General features: G+C 29.8%; 23 protein-coding genes. 12 read left to right on the top strand and 11 right to left on the bottom strand.

The genetic code is table 11. The features are described from left to right. Positions 1-4: 4 nt before the first annotated feature. The 3 genes from HKP59_RS12125 to HKP59_RS12115 are packed head-to-tail and all read left to right on the top strand — an operon-like array spanning position 5 to position 2,669. Positions 5-1,006, top strand: a complete 1,002-nt coding sequence (locus tag HKP59_RS12125; protein WP_291807306.1) for a DNA adenine methylase — start codon at positions 5-7, stop codon at positions 1,004-1,006. Next, entirely contained in the window at positions 1,003-1,605 is a 603-nt protein-coding gene (locus tag HKP59_RS12120; RefSeq protein ID WP_291807304.1) for a DUF4254 domain-containing protein, read from the top strand. Before HKP59_RS12125 ends, HKP59_RS12120 begins: the two co-directional genes overlap by 4 nt. After that, positions 1,602-2,669, top strand: coding sequence for a DUF3089 domain-containing protein (locus HKP59_RS12115; protein WP_291807302.1), 1,068 nt, complete (start codon positions 1,602-1,604; stop codon positions 2,667-2,669). The genes HKP59_RS12120 and HKP59_RS12115 overlap by 4 nt, the downstream gene beginning before the upstream one ends. 22 nt (positions 2,670-2,691) lie before the next feature. Here the strand turns inward: HKP59_RS12115 and HKP59_RS12110 are convergent, their stop codons facing one another. Further along, a complete protein-coding gene (locus tag HKP59_RS12110; RefSeq protein ID WP_291807300.1) occupies positions 2,692-3,033 on the bottom strand; it encodes an ArsC/Spx/MgsR family protein in 342 nt (113 codons plus the stop codon). 80 nt (positions 3,034-3,113) lie between these two features. Between HKP59_RS12110 and HKP59_RS12105 the strand changes: the two genes are divergently transcribed. Genes HKP59_RS12105 through HKP59_RS12095 form a run of 3 tightly spaced genes read left to right on the top strand, consistent with a single transcriptional unit; the run spans position 3,114 to position 6,000 of the window. Beyond that, on the top strand, positions 3,114-3,569 hold the full coding sequence (locus HKP59_RS12105; RefSeq protein WP_291807298.1) for a DinB family protein: 456 nt from the start codon (positions 3,114-3,116) through the stop codon (positions 3,567-3,569). A 1-nt stretch (position 3,570) separates the two neighbouring features. After that, positions 3,571-4,809, top strand: a complete 1,239-nt coding sequence (locus HKP59_RS12100) for a sodium:proton antiporter (protein WP_291807297.1) — start codon at positions 3,571-3,573, stop codon at positions 4,807-4,809. A 45-nt stretch (positions 4,810-4,854) separates the two neighbouring features. Beyond that, positions 4,855-6,000: a cystathionine gamma-synthase gene (locus HKP59_RS12095; RefSeq protein ID WP_291807296.1), complete on the top strand. Its 1,146-nt coding sequence runs from the start codon at positions 4,855-4,857 to the stop codon at positions 5,998-6,000. Here HKP59_RS12095 and HKP59_RS12090 read toward each other — a convergent pair. From HKP59_RS12090 to HKP59_RS12080, 3 genes are all read right to left on the bottom strand, one after another. Next, a complete protein-coding gene (locus HKP59_RS12090; RefSeq protein WP_291807295.1) occupies positions 5,992-6,786 on the bottom strand; it encodes a glutamate dehydrogenase in 795 nt (264 codons plus the stop codon). The genes HKP59_RS12095 and HKP59_RS12090 overlap by 9 nt on opposite strands. 70 nt (positions 6,787-6,856) lie before the next feature. Continuing rightward, positions 6,857-8,458 carry an Ig-like domain-containing protein gene (locus HKP59_RS12085; protein WP_291807292.1) on the bottom strand — a complete coding sequence of 534 codons (1,602 nt, stop codon included), beginning with the start codon at positions 8,456-8,458 and terminating at the stop codon, positions 6,857-6,859. 84 nt (positions 8,459-8,542) lie between these two features. Then, entirely contained in the window at positions 8,543-9,229 is a 687-nt protein-coding gene (locus HKP59_RS12080) for a phosphoribosyltransferase family protein (RefSeq protein ID WP_291807290.1), read from the bottom strand. Between the two features lie 184 nt (positions 9,230-9,413). Between HKP59_RS12080 and HKP59_RS12075 the strand changes: the two genes are divergently transcribed. Continuing rightward, entirely contained in the window at positions 9,414-10,295 is an 882-nt protein-coding gene (locus tag HKP59_RS12075; protein WP_291807287.1) for a hypothetical protein, read from the top strand. 108 nt (positions 10,296-10,403) lie between these two features. Then, complete coding sequence (locus HKP59_RS12070; RefSeq protein ID WP_291807285.1) at positions 10,404-11,945, top strand: glycine--tRNA ligase; 1,542 nt, start codon at positions 10,404-10,406, stop codon at positions 11,943-11,945. A gap of 81 nt (positions 11,946-12,026) precedes the next feature. Here HKP59_RS12070 and HKP59_RS12065 read toward each other — a convergent pair whose 3' ends face one another. From HKP59_RS12065 to HKP59_RS12040, 6 genes are all read right to left on the bottom strand, one after another. Next, positions 12,027-12,599 (bottom strand): DUF3575 domain-containing protein, encoded by a 573-nt coding sequence (locus tag HKP59_RS12065; protein ID WP_291807282.1) that lies wholly within the window; start codon positions 12,597-12,599, stop codon positions 12,027-12,029. A gap of 62 nt (positions 12,600-12,661) precedes the next feature. Then, complete coding sequence (locus tag HKP59_RS12060) at positions 12,662-16,054, bottom strand: hypothetical protein (protein WP_291807280.1); 3,393 nt, start codon at positions 16,052-16,054, stop codon at positions 12,662-12,664. 33 nt (positions 16,055-16,087) lie between these two features. Then, positions 16,088-16,570 carry a methylated-DNA--[protein]-cysteine S-methyltransferase gene (locus tag HKP59_RS12055; RefSeq protein WP_291807279.1) on the bottom strand — a complete coding sequence of 161 codons (483 nt, stop codon included), beginning with the start codon at positions 16,568-16,570 and terminating at the stop codon, positions 16,088-16,090. Further along, a complete protein-coding gene (locus HKP59_RS12050) occupies positions 16,560-17,327 on the bottom strand; it encodes a TatD family hydrolase (RefSeq protein ID WP_291807278.1) in 768 nt (255 codons plus the stop codon). Before HKP59_RS12050 ends, HKP59_RS12055 begins: the two co-directional genes overlap by 11 nt. A gap of 139 nt (positions 17,328-17,466) precedes the next feature. Continuing rightward, positions 17,467-18,207 carry a hypothetical protein gene (locus tag HKP59_RS12045; protein WP_291807277.1) on the bottom strand — a complete coding sequence of 247 codons (741 nt, stop codon included), beginning with the start codon at positions 18,205-18,207 and terminating at the stop codon, positions 17,467-17,469. 1 nt (position 18,208) lies between these two features. Beyond that, positions 18,209-18,790, bottom strand: coding sequence for a sigma-70 family RNA polymerase sigma factor (locus HKP59_RS12040; protein ID WP_291807275.1), 582 nt, complete (start codon positions 18,788-18,790; stop codon positions 18,209-18,211). Positions 18,791-18,908: 118 nt separating this feature from the next. Here HKP59_RS12040 and HKP59_RS12035 point away from each other — a divergent pair, with 118 nt between their 5' ends. From HKP59_RS12035 to HKP59_RS12020, 4 genes are all read left to right on the top strand, one after another. Then, positions 18,909-19,958, top strand: a complete 1,050-nt coding sequence (locus HKP59_RS12035) for a hypothetical protein (RefSeq protein WP_291807273.1) — start codon at positions 18,909-18,911, stop codon at positions 19,956-19,958. A gap of 152 nt (positions 19,959-20,110) precedes the next feature. Beyond that, positions 20,111-22,105 (top strand): PKD domain-containing protein, encoded by a 1,995-nt coding sequence (locus HKP59_RS12030; protein ID WP_291807271.1) that lies wholly within the window; start codon positions 20,111-20,113, stop codon positions 22,103-22,105. Between the two features lie 6 nt (positions 22,106-22,111). Next, positions 22,112-24,784, top strand: coding sequence for a CHAT domain-containing protein (locus HKP59_RS12025; RefSeq protein WP_291807269.1), 2,673 nt, complete (start codon positions 22,112-22,114; stop codon positions 24,782-24,784). Between the two features lie 22 nt (positions 24,785-24,806). After that, on the top strand, positions 24,807-25,259 hold the full coding sequence (locus HKP59_RS12020) for a retropepsin-like aspartic protease (RefSeq protein WP_291807267.1): 453 nt from the start codon (positions 24,807-24,809) through the stop codon (positions 25,257-25,259). A 54-nt stretch (positions 25,260-25,313) separates the two neighbouring features. Here HKP59_RS12020 and odhB read toward each other — a convergent pair whose 3' ends face one another. Continuing rightward, entirely contained in the window at positions 25,314-26,513 is a 1,200-nt protein-coding gene (gene odhB / locus HKP59_RS12015; RefSeq protein ID WP_291807264.1) for a 2-oxoglutarate dehydrogenase complex dihydrolipoyllysine-residue succinyltransferase, read from the bottom strand. Positions 26,514-26,539: the final 26 nt, after the last annotated feature.

Raw genomic sequence — 26,539 nt, 5'->3', positions numbered from 1 at the left:
TTACGTGAATTATATAGGCTCTAAACATAAACTTTCTTCATTTTTAAAAAAATCCATAGTTGATGCTGTTGATAAAGACTTAACAAATCTTGTTTTTTGTGATTTATTTGCAGGAACAGGCATTGTTGGAAGAACATTCAAACCTTTTGTAAAGCAAATTATTGCGAATGATGTAGAGCACTATAGTTATGTTTTAAACAGAAATTATATTGGAAATCATAAAGCTTTAAATGTTGAAAATAGAATTGATTTTCTAAATAATTTGGAAGGTATCAAAGGTTTTATATTTCATAATTATAGCGAAAACGGAAATAGTAAAAGATTGTATTTTTCGTCTTCTAATGGTCAAAAAATTGATGCAATCCGACAGCAAATAGAAGCTTGGAAATTGTCGCAAGAAATCAATGAAGATGTGTATTATTTATTAGTTGCGTCGTTAATTGAAAGTGCCGACAAAGTTGCAAATACAGCATCAGTTTATGGAGCTTATTTAAAGAAATTAAAAAACACAGCACAAAAATCATTAATTTTAAAAGTAGCTGATTTTAGTGTTACCGCAAATTCACATCAAGTTTTTAATGAAGATGGTAATGAATTGATTCAAAAAATTAAAGGTGATATTTTGTATTTAGACCCACCTTATAATGCAAGACAATATGGGTCAAATTATCATTTGTTAAATACAATTTCTAACTATGATACCTTTCAGCCAAAAGGAAAAACTGGATTAAGAGATTATTATAAGTCTTCTTATTGTAGAAAAAATGAAGTTGAAAATTCCTTCGAAAATTTGATAAAAAATGCTAACTTTAAGCACATTTTTTTAAGTTATAATAATGAGGGTTTAATGACTGAAAAAGGAGTAAGAGATATATTATCACGTTATGGAAATTACAGTTTGAAAACTATAGATTATCAACGATTTAAAGCAGATAAAACCGAAAATAGAAATCACAAAGCAACTTCAACAGTTGAATATTTACACATTTTAGAAAAAGAATTATGAGCGCAAAAGAATACAACAAATTATTTGATGAGGTAATCGCAAAATATCATATTATTGATGATGTTGATCAACCATTTGAAAACCCATTTGATAAAAATACATTTGAACATTTATTATACCGTAAAAATTGGATTGACACAGTGCAATGGCATTATGAAGATATTATTAGATTACCAGATATTAATCCAAATGAAGCAATTGTATTAAAACGAAAAATAGATGCTTCTAATCAGGATAGAACAGATATGGTTGAATTTATTGATAGTTATTTCTTAACTAAATTTAAAGATGTAAAAGTGAAGGAAGGAGCTAAAATTAATTCTGAAACTCCTGCTTGGGCTATTGATAGATTATCAATTTTAGCCTTGAAAATTTACCATATGAATGAAGAAGCAACTCGTGAATCGGCTACAGATGAGCACCGCGCAAAATGTCAATCAAAATTAGATATACTTTTAGAGCAGCGAGTTGATTTATCAACTGCTATTGATGATTTATTAGCTGATTTTGCTTCAGGTGATAAATTTATGAAAGTGTATAAGCAAATGAAAATGTATAACGATGAGGATACAAATCCCATGTTGTATGCAAAAAAATGATAGTTATTTCATTTAATAAAATGATGAGCAACTATAATAGAGGTTTTTTTAAAGTCTTTATTATAGTTGTTTTATTTAGCATAACCAGTTGTAAAAGTCTAACTGTTCCCACATTTTCTTCTCAAGTATCACCAGCAGTACCAAATTATAATGAACCATCTTCATGGGCGGTTTTGCCAAATAAATATTCTGATAAATTGAGTGACTGGAAAACCACTAAGGACAGTTTAGTTGCCGATGTATTTTATGTATATCCTACGTTAAATATTGAAAAGAAAGATGTAAGATGGAATGTTCCTATTGAAGATATTCTACAACAAGAAAAAGTACTAGAAAAAGCGGTTTATTTTCAAGCTTCAGCTTTCTTAAATGCAGGGAAATTATATGTTCCGTTTTATAGGCAAGCGCACTTAAGATCTTATTCAGAATATGATAATGGTGGAGATAAAGCATTAAATATTGCATATGCAGATATTAAAAATGCGTTTATTGCCTATTTAGAAAAGTATAATAATGGAAGGTCAATAATTATTGCAGCGCACAGCCAAGGAACTACTCATGCAATTCAATTGTTAAAAGATTTTTTTGATGGAAAACCATTGCATTCTAAATTAATAGCCGCCTATATTCCAGGAATTGCGATTAAAAAAAATGAATTTATAAATATTCCTTTAATGACAAGTCCAACAGAAACTGGAGGGTTTGTTTCTTGGAATACATTTAAAATGAATCATTATCCTAAACGATATTCAAGTTGGTATAAAGGAAGTGTAGTTTCAAATCCTATTTCTTGGAATACTGCTAAAACATCTAGTAGAAAAGATCATAAAGGGTTTTTATTTAGTAATGGGAAACTATATAAACAAGCATTAAAAGTTAAAGTCGCTGATGGAATTTTATGGACTAGCTTGCCTCATTTTCCATACAGAATATTTATTTTAGGAAAAAAGCGATATCATGAAGGAGATATTAATTTATTTTGGGAAGATATTAGAGAAAATGCATTAGTAAGAGTACACTCTTATTTGAAGAAGAATGAAATGATTACTCAAAACTCAAATTGAGAAAAAAAGAATCCTATCTAAACTAACTTTTACAAAAAGTATCAACTCTTTTCTTAATGTTACCTACATAAACTTTAGTTCCATCTATAATAACCGGACGCTTTAAAAAAGTGTATTCATCTAAAATTAACTGTCTAAAATCTTGTTCAGTGAGTGTTTGATTTTTTAAGTCCATTTGTTTGTATTTTTTGGCTCGTCTACTAAACAAAACTTCGTAACTCTTAGTTAGTTTATACAATTCATCTAATTGTTTTACAGTAATTTGCTCTGTTTTTATTTCTTGTAAAGTATAGCCTGTTGTATCCATTTCTTTTAAGATTCTTCTGCAGGTATCACAAGTTTTTAAGTGGTAAATTTTTTTCATACTATTTATAATAAATGTGTTTTGTAAAATTAATGCCTTTTTGTGTTAAATTTGAGGACTTTTAAAAAAAATCAAAAATAATGCAGCAACAATTTAATATTTTATTAAAATCTAGGGCATTAACCCTAAAGGCAATTGAGAATTGCACCATAGAACAATTGAATAAAATTCCAAATGGATTTAAAAATAGTATTGCTTGGAATATTGCACACTTAGTAGTAACTCAGCAATTGCTGTGCTACAAATTATCTGATTTAGATTGTTTAGTTTCAAATGAATTGATTACAAATTTTCAAAAAGGAACCGCCCCAACTTATAGTGTTTCACAAAGTGAATTTGAAACCATAAAAAAACAATTCATGGCATTCCCTAAAACTTTAATTGAAGACTATTCTAAAGGAATATTTAAAAAATACACAAAATACACTACAAGCGTTGATGTTACATTGGAAACTATTGAAGATGGAATTGTGTTTAACAATTATCATGAAGGTATTCACCTCGGAATTATTTTACAACTACTAAAATTTATATAAGATGAGTGTATTTGCAGTAATTGCTGTTTTAATTGTTATTTCAGCACTTTTTGGTTACATAAATGTAAGGTTCTTAAAGTTGCCAACTACAATAGGTTTAATGGTAATTACAATCGTTTTTACACTATTAGTGTTAGCAACTAGTCTTTTTAATGATACGCTATTAGAGCAAGAAAAAATGCTGATAGCTCAAATAGATTTTGAAACAGTATTATTAGATGTGATGTTAAGTTTTTTGTTATTTGCAGGTGCTTTACACACTAATTTTCAACAATTAAAAGTGCAACGAAAACCGGTTTTAATATTCGCAACGTTTAGTACACTTATATCCACTTTATTGGTTGGTGTATTTTCTTATTATTTATTAAAAGTAGTTAATTTAGAAATTGATTTCATTTATTGTTTGCTATTTGGAGCTTTAATTTCACCAACAGACCCAATTGCCGTTTTAGGAATTCTAAAACAAGTGGGAGCACCCAAAAAACTAGAAACAAAAATAGTAGGTGAGTCTTTATTTAATGATGGAATTGGAGTGGTGGTTTTTTTAACAATATATCAAATTGCTAAAGAAGGGAACACAGTAACTTTTGGTCATGTTGCAGAAATGTTTTTGGTTGAAGTTGTTGGAGGCATAGCTCTGGGTTTTTTATTAGGTTGGATTACCTATAAGTTATTAAAATCTATTGATGACTATGATGTCGAAGTAATTATAACAATAGCCGCTGTTATGGGCGGAACTGTTTTAGCACAATATTTTCATTTATCGGCACCATTAGCTATGGTTACGACCGGTTTAATTGTTGGTCACGATACCGTTAGAGAAACTACCATGAGTAAAATTACAGAGCAATATGTTGATAAATTTTGGGAATTAGTTGATATACTTCTAAATACGGTATTATTTGTAATGATAGGAATGGAAATTTTGGTACTAACCTATAATAATCAATATATCTTAGCGGGTTTATTATGTGTACCAACTTTATTGTTTGCAAGGTATGTATCGTTAATGTTACCAATTAAACTGTATGCTAAAAAATTAGATTTTATTCCTAATACCAATTTAATTATGACTTGGGGTGGTTTGCGTGGGGGAATTTCCATAGCCTTAGCATTAAGTTTAACAAATGAAATGCACCGAGATTTATTTTTAGTAATTACATATATAATTGTTGTTTTTTCCATTATTGGACAAGGATTAACTGTAGGAAAATTAATAAAAAAATTAAGTAAAGAATAAGTACATTTGCTCGCGAAAGGAAGCAGAACTAGAAATTAAATCATTATGAAATTCAATACAAAAACAATACACGGAAAACAGCAACACGACCCTTCAACTGGAGCTGTAATGCCGCCAATTTACCAAACATCAACTTATGCTCAAGCTTCTCCAGGAGATCATAAAGGGTATGAGTATTCAAGAACCGGAAATCCAACACGAACTGCACTTGAAAATTCCTTTGCAAGTATCGAAAATGGAAATTTTGGTTTGGCTTTTGGATCAGGATTAGCAGCAATTGATTGTGTTATAAAACTTTTAAGCCCTGGAGATGAAGTTATTTCAACGAATGATTTATATGGTGGTTCATATCGAATATTCACAAAAATATTTGAAAATTACGGTATTAAATTTCATTTTATTGGAATGGAGAATGCAGATAGAATAGAGGAATACATTTCGGAAAAAACAAAACTAATTTGGGTTGAAACTCCAACAAACCCAATGATGAATATTATTGATATACAGGCAGTTTCTAATGTCGCTAAAAAACATCAAATTTTAATGGCTGTTGACAATACTTTTGCCACACCTTATTTGCAAAATCCATTAGATTTAGGAGCAGATATTGTGATGCATTCAGCTACTAAATATTTAGGGGGCCATAGTGATGTTGTCATGGGAGCTTTAGTTGTTAATGATAAAGATTTAGCAGAAAGATTATACTTTATTCAAAATTCTTGCGGTGCTGTTTGCGGGCCTATGGATAGTTTTTTGGTTCTAAGAGGGATAAAAACGTTGCATGTGCGTATGCAGCGTCATTGTGAAAATGGAAAAGCTGTAGCTGAGTTTTTAGCAAAACATCCTAAAATAGAAAAGGTTTATTGGCCTGGCTTTGAGAATCATCCTAATCATGATGTAGCAAAGAAGCAAATGAGAGATTTTGGAGGAATGGTTTCTTTTGTTACTAAAGGGAATAAGATAAAAGATGCTTTTAAAATTGTTGAAAATTTAAAAATATTTACGCTTGCCGAATCATTAGGTGGTGTGGAGTCGTTATCAGGGCATCCTGCAAGTATGACTCATGCTTCTATTCCAAAAGAGGAAAGAGAGAAAACAGGTGTTGTTGATTCTTTAATTAGATTAAGTGTTGGTATTGAGGATATAGATGATTTAATTGCTGATTTGAAGAAGGCGTTGGATTTAATTTAGGTAATATACATAACCAACGTGAACCCAAAGCAACCAGTCGTTGTATTTGTTAGCAGAATCATCTCTGGCATTTAAACCATCAACAAAGTTTGAAAAAAAGTATTGCCAACGCGATTCTATTAATATATCAGAATATTCACCCAATTTATGTCTAGTTCCAACACCAAAAGTTAATGATCCTGTAATATTAGATCTCATATTTGTTGCACCATCTACATTCCACTTAGGAAACAGGCTATATGGTTCATCAATTTTTAATTCAGGGTCATAATAATCTAACATAAAACCAGCACTTGCATAAGGAGACCATTTTAAATCTGGAATTCTTCGAGAGCCAAAATCTACAATATCTACAATATGAAACTCTAATTGTGCGCCAAAATTAATTAATTTGGTTTTTCCATGCATTGCACGCAACTGTTGAGCACCTAGAGACAATTCTCCAGTATTATTATCTATAATATCTATCCATTTACCAAAATGATCTAAATCAGCAGTCATAAATGATAACTCACCTCTTAATCTAAAATGTTCATTAAAATAATTGGTTCGTTGACTCCATCCATATCTATAATCTGAAAAATTCATATAATAAATAAGACCTACACCCATTCCTATATTACCACCTACATTACTATTGAAATTATTGCGTTGACCATAGTCAGTGGTAAAAGAAGCTGCCCCAGTGATAAATCCAATTTCATGACTACTTCTATCTTGTCCTTTAACAGAAATCAATGCAAAGCAACATAATAAAAAAGTAAATAATTTAAAGTAGTTAATCAAAATAAGGGTTTTAGATGTATCAAAAGTAATAAATTTTTTAAACTAAATATAAATATATCTTTTTTGTAAGTTATTTTATTATAAAACGTTCTATTTCTTCCCAATTCGCTCTTATTTCCAATTCTTGATCAAAATAAAGGACTTCTTCAGGTTGCCGTTTTGTTAAAAAATCTCCGGTATCCCACTTTCCATTTCTATTTTCATCTAACGTAACTTTTATAAGATAATTACCTGGAAGTAATAGCTTAAAACTTACATTTTGTGGTTTCTCTACTATTTTTGTTCTTACCACGAGCCCTTTACTATCTATCAATTCAACAATGAAGTTTGTGTTTTTAACACTTACTAATTCAAGGCTTAAGATACCATAATCTTCAGGTGATTTTGTATTTAATTGAAAAGATAAAGAATCGTTTGCAATTCCAAAAATATCTGTAAGTGTTTTGGGTAACAAGGTAAAACTGTATTTAGTGCTGTGTTTTTTTTCAAAATCTAGGTATAATTTTGTTTTAGATTCAGAAAGAATTACATCAAAATCAACATCAATAGAGTCTTGCTCTTTTAAGCTTATCAACGATTTATTAGTAGTTTCAATAGGAATATTAGTTGCTAGTGAAAACGTATCGGTTAAATGTAGAACGCTCGCAGTACTTTTTGTAATAACTAATGAATCTAATTTTGAAGTTCTAGGCTTTACAGTAAACTCTTCACTAAATTCGTCTTTTGAAACTATAAAGTTTAGAGAATCTGCTTCAATACCTGTGTACCAATAATTTATAGTGTCCTTATCTTTTTCAAAGTTAATTTCAGATTTAAAATTGTTATCAACAGGAGTTGTCAACTTGATATTAATTCCATTTGCATCTCCTTGGTAACCAAATATTAAATGACCTTTGGTAACTTCTTTAGGTTTAATAACTTTTAATGGAGGAATTTCTTTGAATATCGGGAAATCATATGATTTATCTGTTGGAATTGTAATTGTATCTTTTACGAAACCAATTTTATCAACTTCAGGGTTGTAAATTTTATTTCCATTGCGATCATCTAAAGCAATTAGAAGATATTTTCCTGCTCGTAGATTTGTTATTTCATATAGGGTAGAGTCTAGTGTATTAGCAATATAACGCGGCTTTTCTTTAAAAATAATAGAGTCAGTATAAAATTCATTATACTCATACAACATTACATCTATACCTTGTGTGGGAGCTTTTACACTTGGATCTGTAACTTCCCCTTTTAACTCTAATGAATCAATATAAGTTCCTGTTGAAAATACATACTTAAAATTACCTAATTCATTCTCTTCATTATTATCAACAATACTATTTCCAAAATTAAATGCATAAGTGGTATTTAGATCTAATGTATCTAAGATTTCTATTGTAATTAGTTTGCTAGCAGTACCTAAAGGTGTTATTATTGGATCATATTTTTGTGGAGGCGAAACAACTAATTGCTTACTAACATCTTTTAATTTGATATATTCATCAAAATAAATTTTAATTTTTTTTGCTTTAAAATTAATACTTTTATGTTCAGGATTTGCACTAACTAGAATAGGAGCAATACTGTCTAATGGGCCTCCAGTTGGTTTACCTCTTTTAGCACAATTACTTAGAATTATTCCAAGTGCAACTATTAAAAGAATTTTACGAACGCTATAATTCATATTTATTTAAGTAACTTTTTTGCAAAATAACAATTAATTTATTTAAATAACGCAAAGCGTTATTTTATATTTTAAGTTAAGATGTTACTTCGTATATGCCATGCAAGCGATACTTATTTTTAAACCTTCAATTTTTCCAAATGCTTTGCAACAAGCTTCAAGAGTAGCTCCAGTTGTTATAATATCATCAATTAACAAAATATGTTTATCTATTAGATTGTTTTGATGCTGAACCACAAATAATTCTTGAACATTTTTCCACCGATCTAATCGTAATTTTTTTGTTTGTGTTCGTGTTGATGAAATTTTTATTAAATACGTATCGTTGAATGGAATCATAAGTTTTTGAGATAAACTTTCTCCAAAAGTAGTAACTTGATTATAACCCCTGGTTTTTAACTTATTTTTATGAAGAGGCACGGGTATAATATAATCTATATTTTCAAAACGCTTACTTTCAATCATTTCTGAACCTAACCAATTTCCAACAAAAGTTCCCACTTGTTGTTGCTTATTGTATTTAAGTTCGTGCATTAATTGTTGCACCTTTCCCTTTTTAAAAAAATAAAATAATGCAGTTGCTTTCTCTATAGGGATTCTCCCATAAAATGTTTTTTCAACTAAATTAGCTGGTTCAAAGGTAAAATTAGTTAATGGTAAATCGTGTCTACATTTAATGCAAATAGGCCCTTCATTTTCTGCTAACTGCACTTTACAACTTAAACATATTTCAGGAAAGAAAATATTAAAAATATCTTTCAAAAATTTCATAGCAATACTTTTTTTAAAAGTACTCTAAATTAAAAAAAGAATAAAAAATTATGAAAGATAATTTTTATAACGTAATTTTATAATTCCTCAAGAAACACCTCAAAATTATTTATTGGTTTTTTATAATTTATTAAAATCGTTTACGTTTGATAATAAATTTAATGCAGTATAAAATAAAAGAAGAATGGAAGAAAAGAAAAATTCAAATAGTAAAATCATCCTTATTGTACTAGGTGTTTTATTGCTTGCCGTTGTGGCTTATACTTTCTATAACAATAAGCAACACAAAAAAGTTACAGATGCTATTGAGGAAGAGAAATTAGAGATTGAAGGTAATTTAGATAATATGATTGTGAAGTATGAAGAAGCTATTGGGCAAAATACTTCGCTTTCTTCTGAACTTTCAATAGAACGGGATAGAATAATTTCTTTAAGAGATTCTATTAAAGGTTTAAAGGCTACAAATTATAATTTAATTCGTCGCTATAGAAAAGAAATAGCCAATTTGGAGGAAACAAATAGACGTTTATTTTTTATGACAGATTCACTAAAAGGTCTAAATCAGTTGTTAACCAATAATTTAGACAGTGCAAATGTTAAAATAAGTAATCAAGTAGCTAAAAACGACACATTGTCTTTACAAAATATGCAATTATCTGAAAAAGTTGCTATTGGTTCAATTTTAAAAGTAAGCTCAGCTAGAATATTAGCGATGCGAGAAAAAACGAATGGAAAATTAGTTGAAACTTCAAGAGCGAGAAATACGGACGCATTTAGAATTAATTTCACAATAGCAAAAAATGAAATTAGCGAACCAGGAGAGCGTCAAGTTTATATTCAATTAGTGAATTCAAAAGGAGAAACAATTGCTAAAAAAGGAGAGTTGCTGATGAATAATGCAACTATTAATTACAGTGATCAAACTATTATTAATTATTTAAATGAAGCAGTAGACATTATTTCGCTGGTTGAAGTAAATAGAGATCAAATTGAAAAGGGATTGTATAAAGTAAATATATACATAGAAGAAAGACTTGTAGGAGCAACTAATTTTACCCTAAAGTAATTATAGTAAACTCCAGATTAGTATTATTTAATGTTAATTGGGTGGAAATAGTTTCGGCTATTTCCACTTTTTATTTTTTAGTATTAAAACCTTTCCTATTTTTGCAGCATGGCAAATAATGAAGATCAATTTAAAAAAGTAGTTTCACACGCAAAAGAGTACGGTTACGTATTTCAATCAAGTGAAATTTACGATGGTTTAAGCGCAGTTTATGACTATGCTCAAAATGGTGTAGAGTTAAAGAAAAACATTAGAAATTACTGGTGGAAAGCAATGGTGCAAATGCACGAAAATATTGTTGGTTTAGATGCTGCAATTTTTATGCATCCAACAACTTGGAAAGCTTCAGGGCACGTAGATGCTTTTAACGATCCATTAATTGATAATAAAGATTCTAAAAAAAGATATAGAGCAGATGTTTTAATTGAAGACTATGTTGGAAAATTAGATACCAAAATTGAAAAGGAAGTAGCTAAAGCAGCAAAACGATTTGGAGAGGCTTTTAATAAAGAAGAATTTTTAGCTACGAATCCAAGAGTTATAGGTTATAAAGAAAAAGGAGATGCTATTTTACAACGTATGGGAAAATCTTTAGAAAATGAAGATTTAGCAGATGTAAAATTATTAATTGAAGAATTAGGAATTGGTTGTCCATTGTCAGGTTCAAAGAATTGGACAGATGTGAAGCAATTTAACTTAATGTTTGGAACTAAATTAGGCGCTTCAGCAGATACAGCAATGGATTTGTACTTACGTCCAGAAACTGCACAAGGTATTTTTGTTAACTTTTCAAATGTTCAAAAAACAGGAAGAATGAAAATTCCTTTTGGAATTGCACAAACGGGTAAAGCCTTCAGAAATGAAATAGTTGCTCGCCAATTTATTTTCCGTATGCGTGAGTTTGAACAAATGGAAATGCAATTTTTTGTACGTCCTGGTACTCAAAAGGAATGGTACGAAAAATGGAAAGAAAATCGTTTAAAATGGCATTTATCACTAGGTATGGGTGAAGATAACTACCGTTTCCATGACCATGAAAAATTAGCACATTATGCTGATGCGGCTTCTGATATTGAGTTTAGATTTCCGTTTGGGTTCAAAGAATTAGAAGGAATCCATTCTCGTACAGATTTCGATTTAAAAGCCCACGAAGAGCATTCAGGAAAAAAACTACAATATTTTGATCCAGAAATAAATGAACACTATGTTCCTTATGTTGTTGAAACATCTATTGGTTTAGATAGAATGTTTTTAGCTGTTTTTTCGAACTCTTTGCAAGAAGAGGAATTAGAAAATGGTTCTACACGTACGGTTTTAAAATTACCTTCAGTACTAGCTCCAACAAAAGCAGCAATTTTACCATTAGTTAAAAAAGATGGTCTACCAGAAGTAGCTCGAAAAATTGTAGAAGATTTAAAATGGGATTTCAACGTTACTTATGATGAAAAAGATGCAGTAGGAAGGCGTTACAGAAGGCAAGATGCTGCAGGAACACCATTTTGTATTACAGTTGACCATGACACTTTAAATGATAATTCTGTGACTATTCGTTATAGAGATACTATGGAACAAAAACGTGTTAAAATTGAAGAATTGCGTTCAATTATTAAAGAAGATGTTGATGTTAAAAATTGGTTGATGAAAATGTAATTTTCACTAAAATATAAGAACAAAAAAAAGAAGGCTTTCTAATTTAGAAAGCCTTCTTTTTTATCTGTTTACTTTTTATTACTATTTAAATCTGTAACCAATTGCAACACCACCTCTACCAACTACTTCTTCATCACTATTCCCTAATAAATCTCTACCTATACCTAGATAAATTTCAGCAACAAAGCCTCTTCTACTCACCCATTTTGCACCTGCTGAAATTCCAACAGCAAAATCTGTATAAGTGTTAGAATTTGAACCGCCACTATACATACCTGTATTAGGGTCAAAAATTTCATAATAGTAATCATCTTCTTTCGCTGAATGAAGCATTGTAAAAGCTTCTACAAAAAAACCTTGGGCGTATTTATTGGAAAAAAAATGCCTATAGTATGGTGTAATTGAAAAGGTTCTATATTCATCCAAACCAGTACTTTCTGAATTACTATCTAGGTTAAAAAGAAGGTTAACACCAAATGTAGACTCTTCATTTATAATTTTTTCATAACCAACATCCAAAAACTTAAACCCAATTAAATTAGACATGTTAATTTTTAATTCATTGTATTTTGTGGTTTCTTGTTCGTAATTATTCTGAGAGAAAGTTACAAAAGTTGTAAAAAAAATTAAAATAGTGTAAAAATATTTTTTCATAAAAATCAATTAAATTAAAAAGTAAATATACTAGCAAAAATTAAACCAATTAAATAAAAATTCTAAAAAAATGCTTTTAACTGCACAGTTCCAGTATGAATGGCTTTTGAAGTTTCACTTTTTCTACCTAAATAGTTGATATTTAAATTTAAAAATGAATTTAATTTTCGTTGAAATAAGAAAGTCCAAGTATAATTTTTTCCTGGTTGTAAACCTTCTAGCATTTGATAAGCTACTGGAGAATTTACGGTTCCTTCAAAATTGTTTTTAAAAAAATTAAATTCAGCTTTTAAACTATTTTTAGCAGTACTAATATAGTTTAAGATACCTCCAAATGTATTAGCATTCAATAGCTCTAAATTTCCAATGCTATTTTCTTTTGTTTTATGTTCATAAAACACTGAAAAATACGAATTCTTAGTGTAGTAATACGATAGCTTTGGTTGTAAAGTTACATTGGTTAATTTGAAATTTCTATTGGTAAAGTTTAATGAGTTTGTATTGTTTTTTGCGTTACTCATATCCAAATTAAGTTGCCAAAAGTCACCTATTTTATGTTCAAATTGAAGTTGTTGAAGTTGTAATTTATTTTCTAAATTATCTATGGTTGTTGTAGCTTTATTTTGAGATTTTATAAACCTAAGTGTAGTTGAAAAATTCTTTTCTCCTTTGTTGAAATAAAGGCTGTTATTTAAATTAAAATTTAATCCAAGTAATTTTTCATTATCGATATCAAATGGATTTAAATTAAATTTTTTAGCTATTTTTTGCTGTTTACTATCAATTAAAATATAGGTTTGATTGTAAAAGTGAGATGCAATTTTTTTAAACCCATTTTTTGATTTCCATTGTTGAGGGTTAATAGCAATTGTTTGTGCTAATTTATTTTGATGTGTGTCAATGTAATTGACCGTTGGTAGAATAATTCTTAAATATTGAGCTTGATCTTGGAATTGAGCAATTTCAAATTCGTTTAATTCTTTAATGCCGTTTCCATTATAATCAATCCAAGTATAAAACCCTTGTCCTTGTTCTGTTTTTATGTAAGTAAAATCTTGTTGGGGAAGGGTTCCAGATAGCGTTTGATACACTGTATTAAAAGTTAAAAATTGATTCATTAATTGTTGGTTGTATACCAATTTAGAATTTATAGATTCTTCATTATCATAGTTGGTATTTTTAACAGTTCTGTAATTTATATAGGCATTTAAATCTGTTGTTTCAGACTTAATAAAGCTCGACTTTAGATACCAGGTTTTAGAAGTATTTACTTTTTCAAGCCTCATATTTTGAATACTATCAGTCGTTCTAAAAATAGCTCCAATTTTAGTAAATACTTTGGTTGAGTCCCCTAAACCAACAAATGCCTCAACTTCGTTAAACTGATGACTTAAATTTGATAACTCATTTGTTTCAATAGTGGTACGTTTGTTTTTTTCTGCATTTAGAATAATTCCAAACCAACTTTTTTTCAAATTGTATACTGATTTTAAATAGGATCTTAGAAAAGTCCCTTTTTCATATGTTGTTTCGTTGTCCAAGAAACTGCTGTTAAAAATAAATGAAGCATTTTTATGAGCTATATTTCCAAACAAAAGATGTTTAGTTCCTTTAAAATTATCACCAAACGTAAGATTTCCAAAATCATATTGCACTTGACTATTTTTTTTATTTGAAAGGACCAATGAGGTGTTTATTAATTTTTGATTTCCGGTACTTGTCTCAATATTCCAATCTCTATTAAATTCAATAGATTGTAGGCGTTCAACAGGTTTAAAATCTTTTGCAATGAAATCGATTTTTACATTACTTTTTAGTTCCCATTTATTTTCAAAAATAACTTGCTCTAAATTTAATTTTGTTGCAATTCCATCATTTGATGCGTCGTCAATTGTTGAAAATAAATTTTCATCGTTTGTACTAAAAGCAGTTTCTGTATGTATGGTTGTTTTTTTGCTTGGATTATAAGTGACGTTAAAAACGGCTATTTGTAATTTATTTGGAGCAACTAGTTGTATGATAGGATCGTAATTTCCTAAATTTTCACCAACATACTCAAATACTTTTCCAATAGCAATAACTTCTTTCAAGTTATAGCTTCCCAAATTTTCACCAACATAAGAAAAGGTTACTTGGTATAGCTCATCATTTTCATTGGTTGAATATTCAAAAACTTCTTCAATTCCAATGAATATTTTTTTATATAAAATTTTATCTTCAGAGAACGTATCAAGATATGCTGAAGGTGTTACCATGGCGCTAGTATTATTGCCCGCATTGGCTAAGAGCTGTTTTTGTTCATTGCTTAAATCTTGTTCTAAGGGTTGATTTTTTACATCATTTTCATTGTAAAAATAACCTTCAACACTAAGTTTATCACTTTTATACCTCACATTGTTGTAGGTTACAAAGCGTGAATAAACTCTGTCCGTAAATTGATATTCTGCAGTAATTCGCATATTGGCAGTGATAGGAAACGTGGTGCTAAATATAATTTCGGCATTATTGTAATCAATCGTATAATCGTTATTTTCCCCACGTTTTAAAAGCCTACCATTCACATAAATCAGTTCAGTTCCAGATAAAATTAAAATATAAGTATTGGTATTTAAATCAGATAATCTATAAGGACCTTGATTTCCTTCTTGTCCTACAAACTGTACTTTTTTGTATTTTCCTTCAACAATAGCTCCTGAAGTTTCAATATTTAGTGTGGAGTTTTTCTGTTTTATTGTTGCATTTACATCTACTCCAATAACCTTTTTATTAAAATTCAAATAGGCGCTTTCTCGGTTATTCAAATAAATATCTCCAGCATTTATAGACCAATAATCACTCAATAGTTCAATATAAACTCGATCGAATTGATTTAATTTATACGTATTTCCATTTTCTTGAATGGGTAAATTTGTATCAAGAATTGAAGCTTTTAAAGTAACTTTATCTGATAATTTCCCTGCAATTTGTAAATCGAGCGATGAATTTACAACTGAGTTTTGATTATTACCAACTGTAATTCCTCGTGTAAGATTACCTGAAGTATTTAAACCGTCAAAAGGTGTAAATGGTAATTTGTTTTCGTTAGTAGTTAAGCTATATAATTTTGTTTGCTCCGTTGCTTTAGGAACAATTAATTTTTCATCAAATTTAAAATATTTCTTAGTTAAAAATGTTGGGTATGAGATATATTGAATCTTTATTTCTGAAAGTAATTCAGCAGCATCTTTTTTTAGAATTAATAAGGATTTTGAAAAGTCTATATTGTATTTTGAGGTATCAATTTCAGCGTTGGAGTTGTTAAATACTTTAAAATTAAAAGGAGTTATACTTACTGAATCTATTTTTATAGTATCACTTTTAACCAAAAAAGTTTTCAAATGAATATTTTTTGATTGAATTTGAGCATTGACAGTAACGCTAATTAAAACAGCTAAGAAAAGTAAACCTTTTTTCATTTTTTAAACGAACGTTGGAACGTTAAATATAGTTTAAAATAATGATTGTTGTTGTGATGGGTTTTCGTGTTCTAACAACCATTTTTTCCTCCATATACCACCAGCATAACCTGTTAATGATCCATCACTTGCAATAATTCTATGACAAGGAATAACAATCCAAATTGGGTTTTTACTATTTGCAGCAGCTACAGCCCTAATCGCTTTTGGATCACCTAATTTTTTACTTTGCTCTAAATAAGTGCGTGTTTTTCCAAAAGGAACTTGTAATAATTCGTTCCAAACTCTTTGTTGAAAGTCAGTTCCTTGTGGGTTTAATTTAAGTGTAAAATCAGTTCTAACTCCATTAAAATATTCTTCTAATTGTACGATACAGTTTTGTAAGTTTTTAGGAATTTTAGTTGAGGTTTCAATAGCATCATCTAACAAAGTAATAGCAATTATTCCTTTGTTATCACCAACAATTTTTGCTGTTCCAATAGGTGTTTTGTAATATGCTGTTTGCTTAGATTCCAAATATATTTTTTGAGTTTTGAGTAGTAACTTCTGCAATTTCTTGCGGCGTAACCTTATAAATATCAGCTAACTTTTCTAAAACGTTTATAATATAACTACTTTCATTTCTTTTCCCTCTATATGGAGTAGGTGCTAAATAAGGTGCATCGGTTTCTAAAACCAGATGCTCTAAAGGAATTTCTTGTAAAAACTGATCAATTTTTCCATTTTTAAATGTCACAACACCACCAATTCCTAATTTCATCTTGTACGAAATTGCTTTTTTAGCTTGTTCTAAATTTCCAGTAAAACAATGAAAAATTCCATAAAGACTTTCGTCTTTTTCCTCTTCTAATATTTCGAAAATTTCGTCAAAGGCATCTCTACAATGAATTATGATAGGTAATTTTTTTTCTTTCGCCCACTGAATTTGAGTTTTAAAAGCTTTTTGTTGAATTTCAAGAGTGGATTTATCCCAAAATAAGTCAATTCCTATTTCACCAACGGCATAAAATTTTCGTTTATCTAACCACTTTTTTACAAAAGCTAACTCTTCTTCAAAATTTTCTTTTACATGTGTTGGGTGTAAACCCATCATTAAAAACATATTAGTTGGAAATTCTTTTTCCAATTCTAACATGGCACTCATGTAGGTTGAATCTATGGCAGGAATAAAAAAGCGAGAAACACCAGCATCAATTGCGCGTTGCACCATTTCATTTCTGTCTTCATTAAATTGTTCGCTATATAAATGAGTGTGTGTGTCAGTAATTATCATAAGGCAAAAGTAACTAAAAAAGTAAGAAAAACGTCATTGCGAGTAGAGCAGTGGCTAAGTAATCTTTTCATAAGAAATAGATTGCTTCACGGTGTTTGCAATGACGTTTTTTGAATTATATTTTCTTTGATATTAAACTTTATAACTTCTTCAATAACTTTTGAGCTTTATTGTATTCATCAGCGCTTTCAGGAATTCTTTGTAAAACATATTTACACGCTTCAAACTGTTGTTGTTTTAACATACTTAACGCTTTATACCAAGATGCAGTATTTACAAAAGCAGAATTTCCACCACTTATTTCATCAAAAATAACATCGGCTTCCACATAATTATTTAGCTCTAAAAAGCAAATTCCTTTATATAACTCAATTTCAGCATCGTTTTTAGTTGTTTCAGACAATATGGTTAATTGCTCTAAAGCAACTTCATAATTTTTAGAATTAAACGCTTCTTGAGCCTTTACTATAGCTTCATTATTTTCACTTCTTACCACTAATTCTAATGCTTGATGGCTGGAGAAATCACTATAAACAGGCTCTCCATTATTGAATAAGAAAAAACCAATTAAGAGCGCAATACTTGCTGCAACCATCAATTTTTTATAATTTAAGAAGGAAATTACTTTTCCTTTCTTTTTAGTTGAATTTTCTTGTTTTATATAAGTTGAACCTAATTTTGAAAGTGTATTTCTTAACGCTTTTTCTTCTTCTTCATTTTCAAATTTTGAACTTAATGAAGATTCTATGGCTTTATATATTTCAAATTCTTGCTTAAAATCTGCATCAGAATTTAATTGTTCTTCAAAAGATGCTAACTCTGCACCTGATAATTCATTATTTAAATAGTTATCGAATGTTATGTAGTGATCTTCTTTCATTTTAGTACGCTTTTAGTTGATGATATTCATTCGAATTTTTCACAAGCTGCGTTAACTTACCCATACATTGTGATTTTTTCTTTCGAGCATATCCATAAGTAACACCTAAAATTTCGGCAACTTTCTCCATCGATTTAATTTTGAAGGTGGTTTTTAATAATTCTCGACATTTTTCACCTAATTCTTTAAACTTTGACTCAAAAAGCTGACTTTGTTTTTCAAAAATTTCAGTTTCTTCAACTTGTTGTTCTTGCTCTTCAGTAATAGATGTGTCATCTTCAAAAATTGTTACCCTATTATTTCCTCTTTTTTTAAGTTCATTCAACCAACGTCTTTTACATAATAAATAGAAGTACGCATCAAACGGACATGTAAGTATAAAATTTTTCTCTTTTGCTTGGTGATAAATAGTGACTAATGTTTCTTGAATAATATCTTGAGCATCATCTGAATTTCCATTGTTCTTTTTTACGTACGAAATAATTTTATGAGAAAACTTCAAATAAATTTCAGAAAGTACTTTACTGTTGTTTTTTAGTAAAGCCTCAATATATATATGGTCTGCGTGTGGTTTTTGGCTCATTTACAAATGTTAGAGATAGCTAATTTAATTTTTTTTTTAGAAAAAGGGGTAACAAAAAAAGAAACCTGTTGATATGTTAGTGTAACACAAATTTAAAAACAATTAAAATTTAATAATTATGAAAACACAAAAACAAAATTTTACAAACTTAAACAATAGTAAAGTTGTAAACAGAATTTTTAAAAATGTATTAGGAATAATGGTTCTTGCAAGTTTGGCAAGTTGTATTGACGACAACAATGAAGTTGCTCAAACTCAACCAGACGGTGAAGCTCTAGCAGCTCGTTTTTTAGACAATAGAGTTGATGCTTTACAAGAATTTACATTAGACGCTGCATCAGGTGGTGTAATTACAGGAACTCAAGGAACACAAGTAACTTTTCAACCAAATTCTTTTGGAATAAATGGAAGTCCAGTTACTGGAAATGTTACAGTAGAACTTATTGAAATTTATGATAAAGCTTCTATGTTATTAAAGAATAAATCAACTTTAGGAATGAGAGATAATGGCGATAAAGAAGCGTTAAAATCAGCGGGAGAATTTTTTATCAATGCAAAACAAGGGTCAAATGAATTAGAATTATTAGCCATGGCAAACGTGAATAGTAGACCAGTTGATTTTGCAGATCTAGATGGAGGAATGCAAATTTTTAGAGGAGGACCGGATGAAGATTGTGATGGTATTGATGATGATTGTGATTGGGTTGAAGCTGATGAAGATGGAAATGGTGAACAAGATGATGCTCAAATTAGAGATGCTCAAGGTGCTGATGGTGCTTTCGCAACGTATAATTATGATATTGGAGATTTTGGATGGACAAACTTAGACAGATGGTACAATTATGCAGGAGCTAAAACAGAAATATTTATTGATGTGCCAAACGAATTTAATCAAGATAATTGTGCTGTTTACTTATCATACGATGGAGAACCAACAGCTTTAGCAAGAATGGATGTTTATAATACCGAGTTGGAGATGTTTACAGAACATTACGGATTAATTCCAGTTGGATTAGAAGTACACATTATTATGGTTGCTGAAATAGACGGACAATTAAATTACGCCATACAAGGAACAACAATTGTAGACGATCATATTGAAGTAATTTCAAGTTTAAGTCCAATTACACAAGCAGCTTTAGAAACATTAATTAACGATTTACCATAATATTGCAATTAGAGAACAGTTAGAAATAGGTTAATTGCTGTAATTGAGACTCTCCTTTTTGGAGAGTCTCTTTTTACATTTTTTCATCAAACGTTTATGCTGTCTTGCACTTACTTAAATCCTTTTTTTATATTTGTTTAAATCTACTAACAATGAAAAATTATGTTTCAGCACTTTTTGTGCTTTTATTATCTTTTACTTTTTACGGACAGGCAATAGAAAATGACACCATAGAGAGGACAGCCACTATTGAATATTCAGTGGATTTGAATCGGGTTTCTTTTAATCCTAAAACACCTCAATTAAATCAAATTGCTGGAGCGCCAAAAGCGTTTTACACTTATTACTGGGAGTTTGGTGATGGAGATTATAGTTTTGAAGAAAAGCCAAAGCATACGTATAAAAAGAAAGGGAACTATAACACTCAATTATCGGTAACTAATAATTATGACGATGGGAAACCACCAGCAACTCGTCCAAAAGAAGTTGCTATTCAAGAAGCAAATTTTGATACTTCTGAAAATGAAAATCATAATTTAGTAGCTGCTCATAATGGATTTAGGTTACAAACAAATAGAGATCCAGTACCTGATGAAGAAATGCAGTTGGTGCTAAGTTATGGAAACACAAAAGAATTTCCAACTAGCGGAAGAGTGTACGTTTTTTTTAATGAAAAGAAATACAAAGCGAAAAATTTTGATTTAGTAGATGTGAGGTTACATCACAATGAAAAAGAAATTTCAGATGAAATAATAGTTGATAATAATAGATATATTTCTAAAAACGAATTCATAAAAACTACAGGTGTTTCAACATTTATAAATGAAAAACTAATAGTTTCTGATACACTAAAGCAAAACTTACCCTTATCTTTAGAAGAAGCTAAAGCGTATTATCAAGATGTTAAAGTGTATGATGTTGATTATTTGGAAGCGAATGAAGAGCGTAACATGTTTTTTAGCTTTAAAACAACACCTGAAATGTTAAAAGATACAAGTGCTGTTATTTCAATTAGAAGTATTTATGTACCTGAACGTGGTAACGATTCCCATAAAGTGTTAACCAAAGAAATGGAAATTGTAACCTCGCACGACCCAAATAAAATGGCAGTTTACGATACAAGATTAAATTACAGGTTGGTTCGTTTTAAACGATTAAAATATAAAGTTCGTTTTCAAAATGATGGAGAAGGTCCAGCTCGATTGATAAAATTAAATGTTGATATTCCTGAAATGTTAGATAAGTCAAGTTTAAAAGTATTGGATATGTATCCTGAATGTCCTATTTGTCCGGAAGAAGAAGTGAGATATAGTTGTTTGGATACGATTATTTTAAAAGACCAGATTTCATTTCAATTTAAAAATATTTATTTACCAGGAACAGCTCAAAAAGGAGTTCATGATAAGGATTCTACTAAAGGGTTTGTAAAATATTCACTAAAATTTGGAAACGATTTTCATAAGAAAAAGTCTAAAAGTAAAACCGCAATTATTTTTGATAAAAATGAACCAATCATAACAAATACATCAACTTCACGTTTTTCGCCAGGGATTTCTATTGGTGTAAAATCTGGGTACAACAGTTATTTAGATGTAAAAGATTCTAAAAGTTATTTTGTTGGAGCCACAATTTCTCCTTATAAATCTTATAAAAAATACCTGCAAGCTGAAATCATGATTTCTACTCACGAATTTGGAGATTTTAAAAGTAGCAGCGAACAACTTGGTCCAGTTATTTTAGATCAAGATGTAATTATTGATAGTGCTATACGATTTGATGAAACAAACTCAGAAATCACAAAATTAAATATTGATGTAGTCCCTATTTCATTTCGATATAATTTAAATGGAGTTATTGGTTTGGGTATTGGGCCTCAACTTTCTTTTGATGTTTCTAACGAAACGAGCAATACAACAAACTCTAGCTATTTTACGTATTTAAAAGATATTGTTGGAGATCCAATTGAGGCACTTAATGAAACAATAGAAACTGAAACTAACTCGTCTTTTAGTGATATTAATTACGGTATTTTTGGAGATGTAACAATTGGAGCATCTAGAATTGGCCCAAGTGTTGGAGTGCGTTATTTGTATAATTTAAATCAACCACATTCTCAACTGCATTTTTATGCAATTTGGAAAATATAAGGTGCTATGCTAAAAAATATAGTCATTTTATTTTTTCTTCTTTTTGGTGTTAGTTCAGTTGCTCAACGTACTGATTCTAATTTTAAAATAACTTTAGACTCATTAAAAACGGAAGACAATTTTTCTGAATTTATTTATAGACAACTAGATGCGTATGCAAAAAACGCAACTATTGAAAATTTAAAATTATTTGAGGATGTTTCAACCAATCTATGGCGTAATCCAAAAAATACTAGTGAAACAACAGCACAACTTTATTTGCACATTAATTATGCGTTTTATTTAAAACAATTTGGATTTATTAATCAGTCAATACTTGAATATGAAAAAGCCTTTGCAATTTACAATACGAACATTCAATTCGATATTATTGAGTATTGCCTAAAGCCATTAGCCAATAATTATACACGATTAGGGGATGTTGATAGAGCCGAAGATATTTTAAAAATTACCATTGAAAAAGCTCAAAAAGAACAGGATACCTCCCAGTTAATCGCTGGATATTCAAATTTAGCAACTGTTTTTAGAACAAAAGGAGATTATTTACAAGCCATTACTTATTTGAATTTAAGCTTGAATTTATCAACTGAAAATCAACTAAAAGCGCGAGTTTATTCCGATTTAGCTATTAATTTTTTGTATTTAAAAGATATTGAAAAAGCGAAAAAAAACGTACAATTTTCAAATCAATTCAATGTTGATTCTAATAGTTCAATTTTAGCCAAAAATAGGATTACGTTAGCAAATTGTTTTGTTCAACTTAGAGAGTTTGATCAAGCAATTATTGAATTGGAGGATGCTTTAAAAAATGCACGAAAAGCTTTTGGGGAACACGATAGAGAAGTTGCTAAAATTTACAATCAACTTGCTGAAGTTTATGGTCAAACCAATCAACTTGAAAATGGATTAACGTATTATCAAAAATCGTTGAGTACATTGCTTCCAAAGTATCAGCCAAAAACGGTTTTTGAGAATCCTAAAGCAACTTATTTTTATCCTGAAAATACATTAAAAGAAGCTTTGGACGGAAGAGCTCAACTTTTTATTCAACAAAACGATTTTGAAAATGCACTAAAAAACTATGAATTGGCTTTTAAGGTTGAAGATGAATTAAGAGCCTCTTTATTAAGTCAGAATGCGAAAGTAATTCAACAACAAGAAAATAGAAATAGAAGTGAAAATTGTATTGATTTGTGTTACGAATTATATCAACAAACTAAAACTATCAATTGGCTTGAAAAGGCATTTCATTTTGCCGAACTATCAAAATCGGCAGTATTATTAGAAGCTAAAGAAGCAGCTTTTCAAAAGTCAACAATTAAAAATGATTCTTTATTCATAATTGAAAAGGATCTAACTTTTAAGAAAGCACAATTAAATAAAAGCATTACTATTGAAGAATTAAAAGGTAAAAAAGCATCTATAAATTTATTAGCAGATTTAACGAATAGGCGTAACATTGTTTTTAATGAATTACAACTAGTAAAGCAGCAGATTAAAAAGAAATATCCATCGTTAGCTATTAGGAATGACAGTTTAATTTCATTTAAAAGTATTAAAGAAAAATTATTAGTTAACAACGAACAATTTATTGAGTTTTTTGATGGTAAAGAGTATGTGTATATTTTTTATATTTCTAAAACAGCTAAACCTAAATTGGATAAGATTGTAAAAGATACTACTTTTAAATATCAAATTTCCCAATTTTTAAGCCTATTTGCTGATAGTCGAGGAACTGCTTTACAAAATAATGTTGCAAAATACACTTCGTTAGGATATGAGTTATTTAGAAAAATTATTACAATTGAGTTGCCTAAAAACACAATAATTGTTCCGGATGGTGTGTTTTCCTTTCTTCCTTTTGATGCTTTAATTACGGAGAAAACAGTTAACACAAACTTCGAAAAGTTACCCTATTTACTTAAAAAAAGTAGGATAAGCTTTGCGTATTCGGCCTCTGTTTTAATGTATGATGCAAAAATAAAAGAAAATACAAAGGATAGTTTCATTGGCTTTTTTCCGGTTTTTGAGAACAATCATCGCAAATTAGCTGAACTTACATATACCTTGCAAGAATCAGAAAGTGTTAAGAATAGTATGAAGGGTACTTTTTTATTAAAAGAGAATGCTTCAAAAGAAGTCTTTAATACGCTCGTAAAAAAGTATGAGATTGTTCACTTATCAACGCACGCAACTTCAGGCGATTATTATACACCACCAGCCATTGAGTTTTATGATGAAACACTCTATTTACCTGAAATTTATGGCTATAATTTAGAAACTGATTTGTTAGTTTTAAGTGCTTGCGAAACAGGTTTAGGAACTTTAAGAAAAGGAGAAGGAGCTATGAGTTTAGCACGTGGATTTTCGTATGCAGGTGTAAAAAATTTACTCGTTTCTTTATGGAAAGTTAATGATAAGTCTACAGAAAGACTTATGGCAGCGTTTTATAAAAATTATAAGAACACAGGAAATAAATCAGCTGCTTTACATCATTCAAAATTAGCCTATCTTGAAAATAAATCAATTGTGGCAAGTAAAAAGTCACCTTTCTATTGGGCAAGCTTCATATATATAGGTGAGGTAACTTCTTTTGAAAATAAAGGCTTTAATTTTATGTGGATTCTATTTCTAGGAATCTTAGTTTTAGTTGGGTACTTTCTTTTAAAAAAGCGTTAAATTTGACTGAAATTAACACTCCATGAAATTAAACAACATCCTTATAAGAAAAGGCTACACTAAAATAAAACTCAAGAAAATTAACACGAATCACTTTGAGTTAAAAGCAACTATAAATGGTGTAAAAGGTAGATTTATTTTAGATACTGGAGCTTCTAATTCTTGTGTTGATATTCATTTAGATGGTAAGTTTAAATTAGAGGTGAAAGATTCTGAAACAAAAGCCGCAGGAGCTGGCGCCATTGGTATTGAGACTAAAATTTCCACAAAAAATAAACTTGGATTAAAAGGTTGGCGCTATCATAATTGTCATTTAGTATTGTTGGATTTGACACATGTAAATACGGCCTTAACTGAGCATAATGCTGATGCTGTGGATGGAATTATTGGGGCAGATATTCTTGAAAAGGGCAAAGCAATAATAGATTATAAAAATCAGCTTTTGTATTTAAAAAGATTGGTGTATAAATTTTAAAACAAAAAAACCGCGCAAATAGCTCGGTTTTTTGTTTTAAAATGTAGGCTTGAATTATAATTCCAATGCTTTTTTAGGATTATTATCCATTAAAATTTCAACTGGATTTTCCAAAGCTTCTTTAACAGCTACTAAAAATCCAACAGATTCTCTTCCATCAATAACCCTGTGGTCATAAGATAATGCAACAAACATAATTGGTCTAATAACAACCTCACCATTCACAGCAATAGGTCTTTCAACAATATTATGCATTCCTAAAATTCCACTTTGAGGAGGGTTTATAATTGGAGTAGAGAGCATAGATCCAAATACGCCACCGTTTGTAATTGTAAATGTTCCACCAGTCATTTCATCTACTGTAATTTGACCTTCGCGTGCTCTTATGGCTAAGCGTTTTACTTCACTTTCAACACCTCTAAAAGTTAAGTTCTCAGCATTTCTAATTACAGGAACCATTAAACCTTTTGGTCCAGAAACAGCTATTGAAATATCTTTAAAATCGTGTAAAATTTTATAATCTCCGTCAATCATTGAGTTTACGTCAGGGTATAATTCTAACGCTCTTACAACTGCTAGCGTAAAGAAACTCATAAATCCAAGTCCAACTCCATGTTTTGCTTTAAAATCTTCTTTATATTCTTTTCTTAAATCAAAAATAGGCTTCATATCTACTTCATTAAAAGTAGTAAGCATGGCAGTTTCATTTTTTACAGAAACCAAACGCTGTGCTACTTTTCTTCTAAGCATAGACATTTTTGAACGTTCAGAACTACGAGATCCACCAGCAGGAGTTCCCATACTTGGCACAGCATTTATGGCATCGTCTTTTGTAATTCTTCCATCGCGACCTGTGCCTTTCACTTCAGAAGGAGCAATTCCTTTTTCATCTAAAATCTTCTTAGAAGCTGGTGATGTAGATCCACTAGCATAGGTAGTTTTTGATTCAACAGGTTTTTCAATTGCTTTTGGTGCTTCAGGTTTAACTCCTTTAGCAGCCATACCTTCAGGCTTTTTGCCATCCATATCAATTAAACATACAATGGCACCAACCTCAACAGCATCACCTTCCTCAGCTTTTAGTGTAATAATACCACTTTCCTCAGCAGGTAATTCTAATGTTGCTTTGTCTGAATCAACTTCAGCAATTGGTTGGTCTTTTTCAACATAATCACCATCCTCAACGAGCCAAGCTGCGATTTCTACTTCTGTAATAGATTCTCCCGGAGAGGGAACTTTCATTTCTAAAATCATCTTATTAATTTTTTGTCTTTTTAGAC

The sequence above is a fragment of the Lutibacter sp. genome (genome assembly GCF_013041805.1).
In the GTDB taxonomy this organism is placed as follows: Bacteria; Bacteroidota; Bacteroidia; order Flavobacteriales; family Flavobacteriaceae; genus Lutibacter.
Note: the sequence above shows the minus strand (reverse complement) of the source record. Positions and strands in the feature narration are given on the sequence as shown.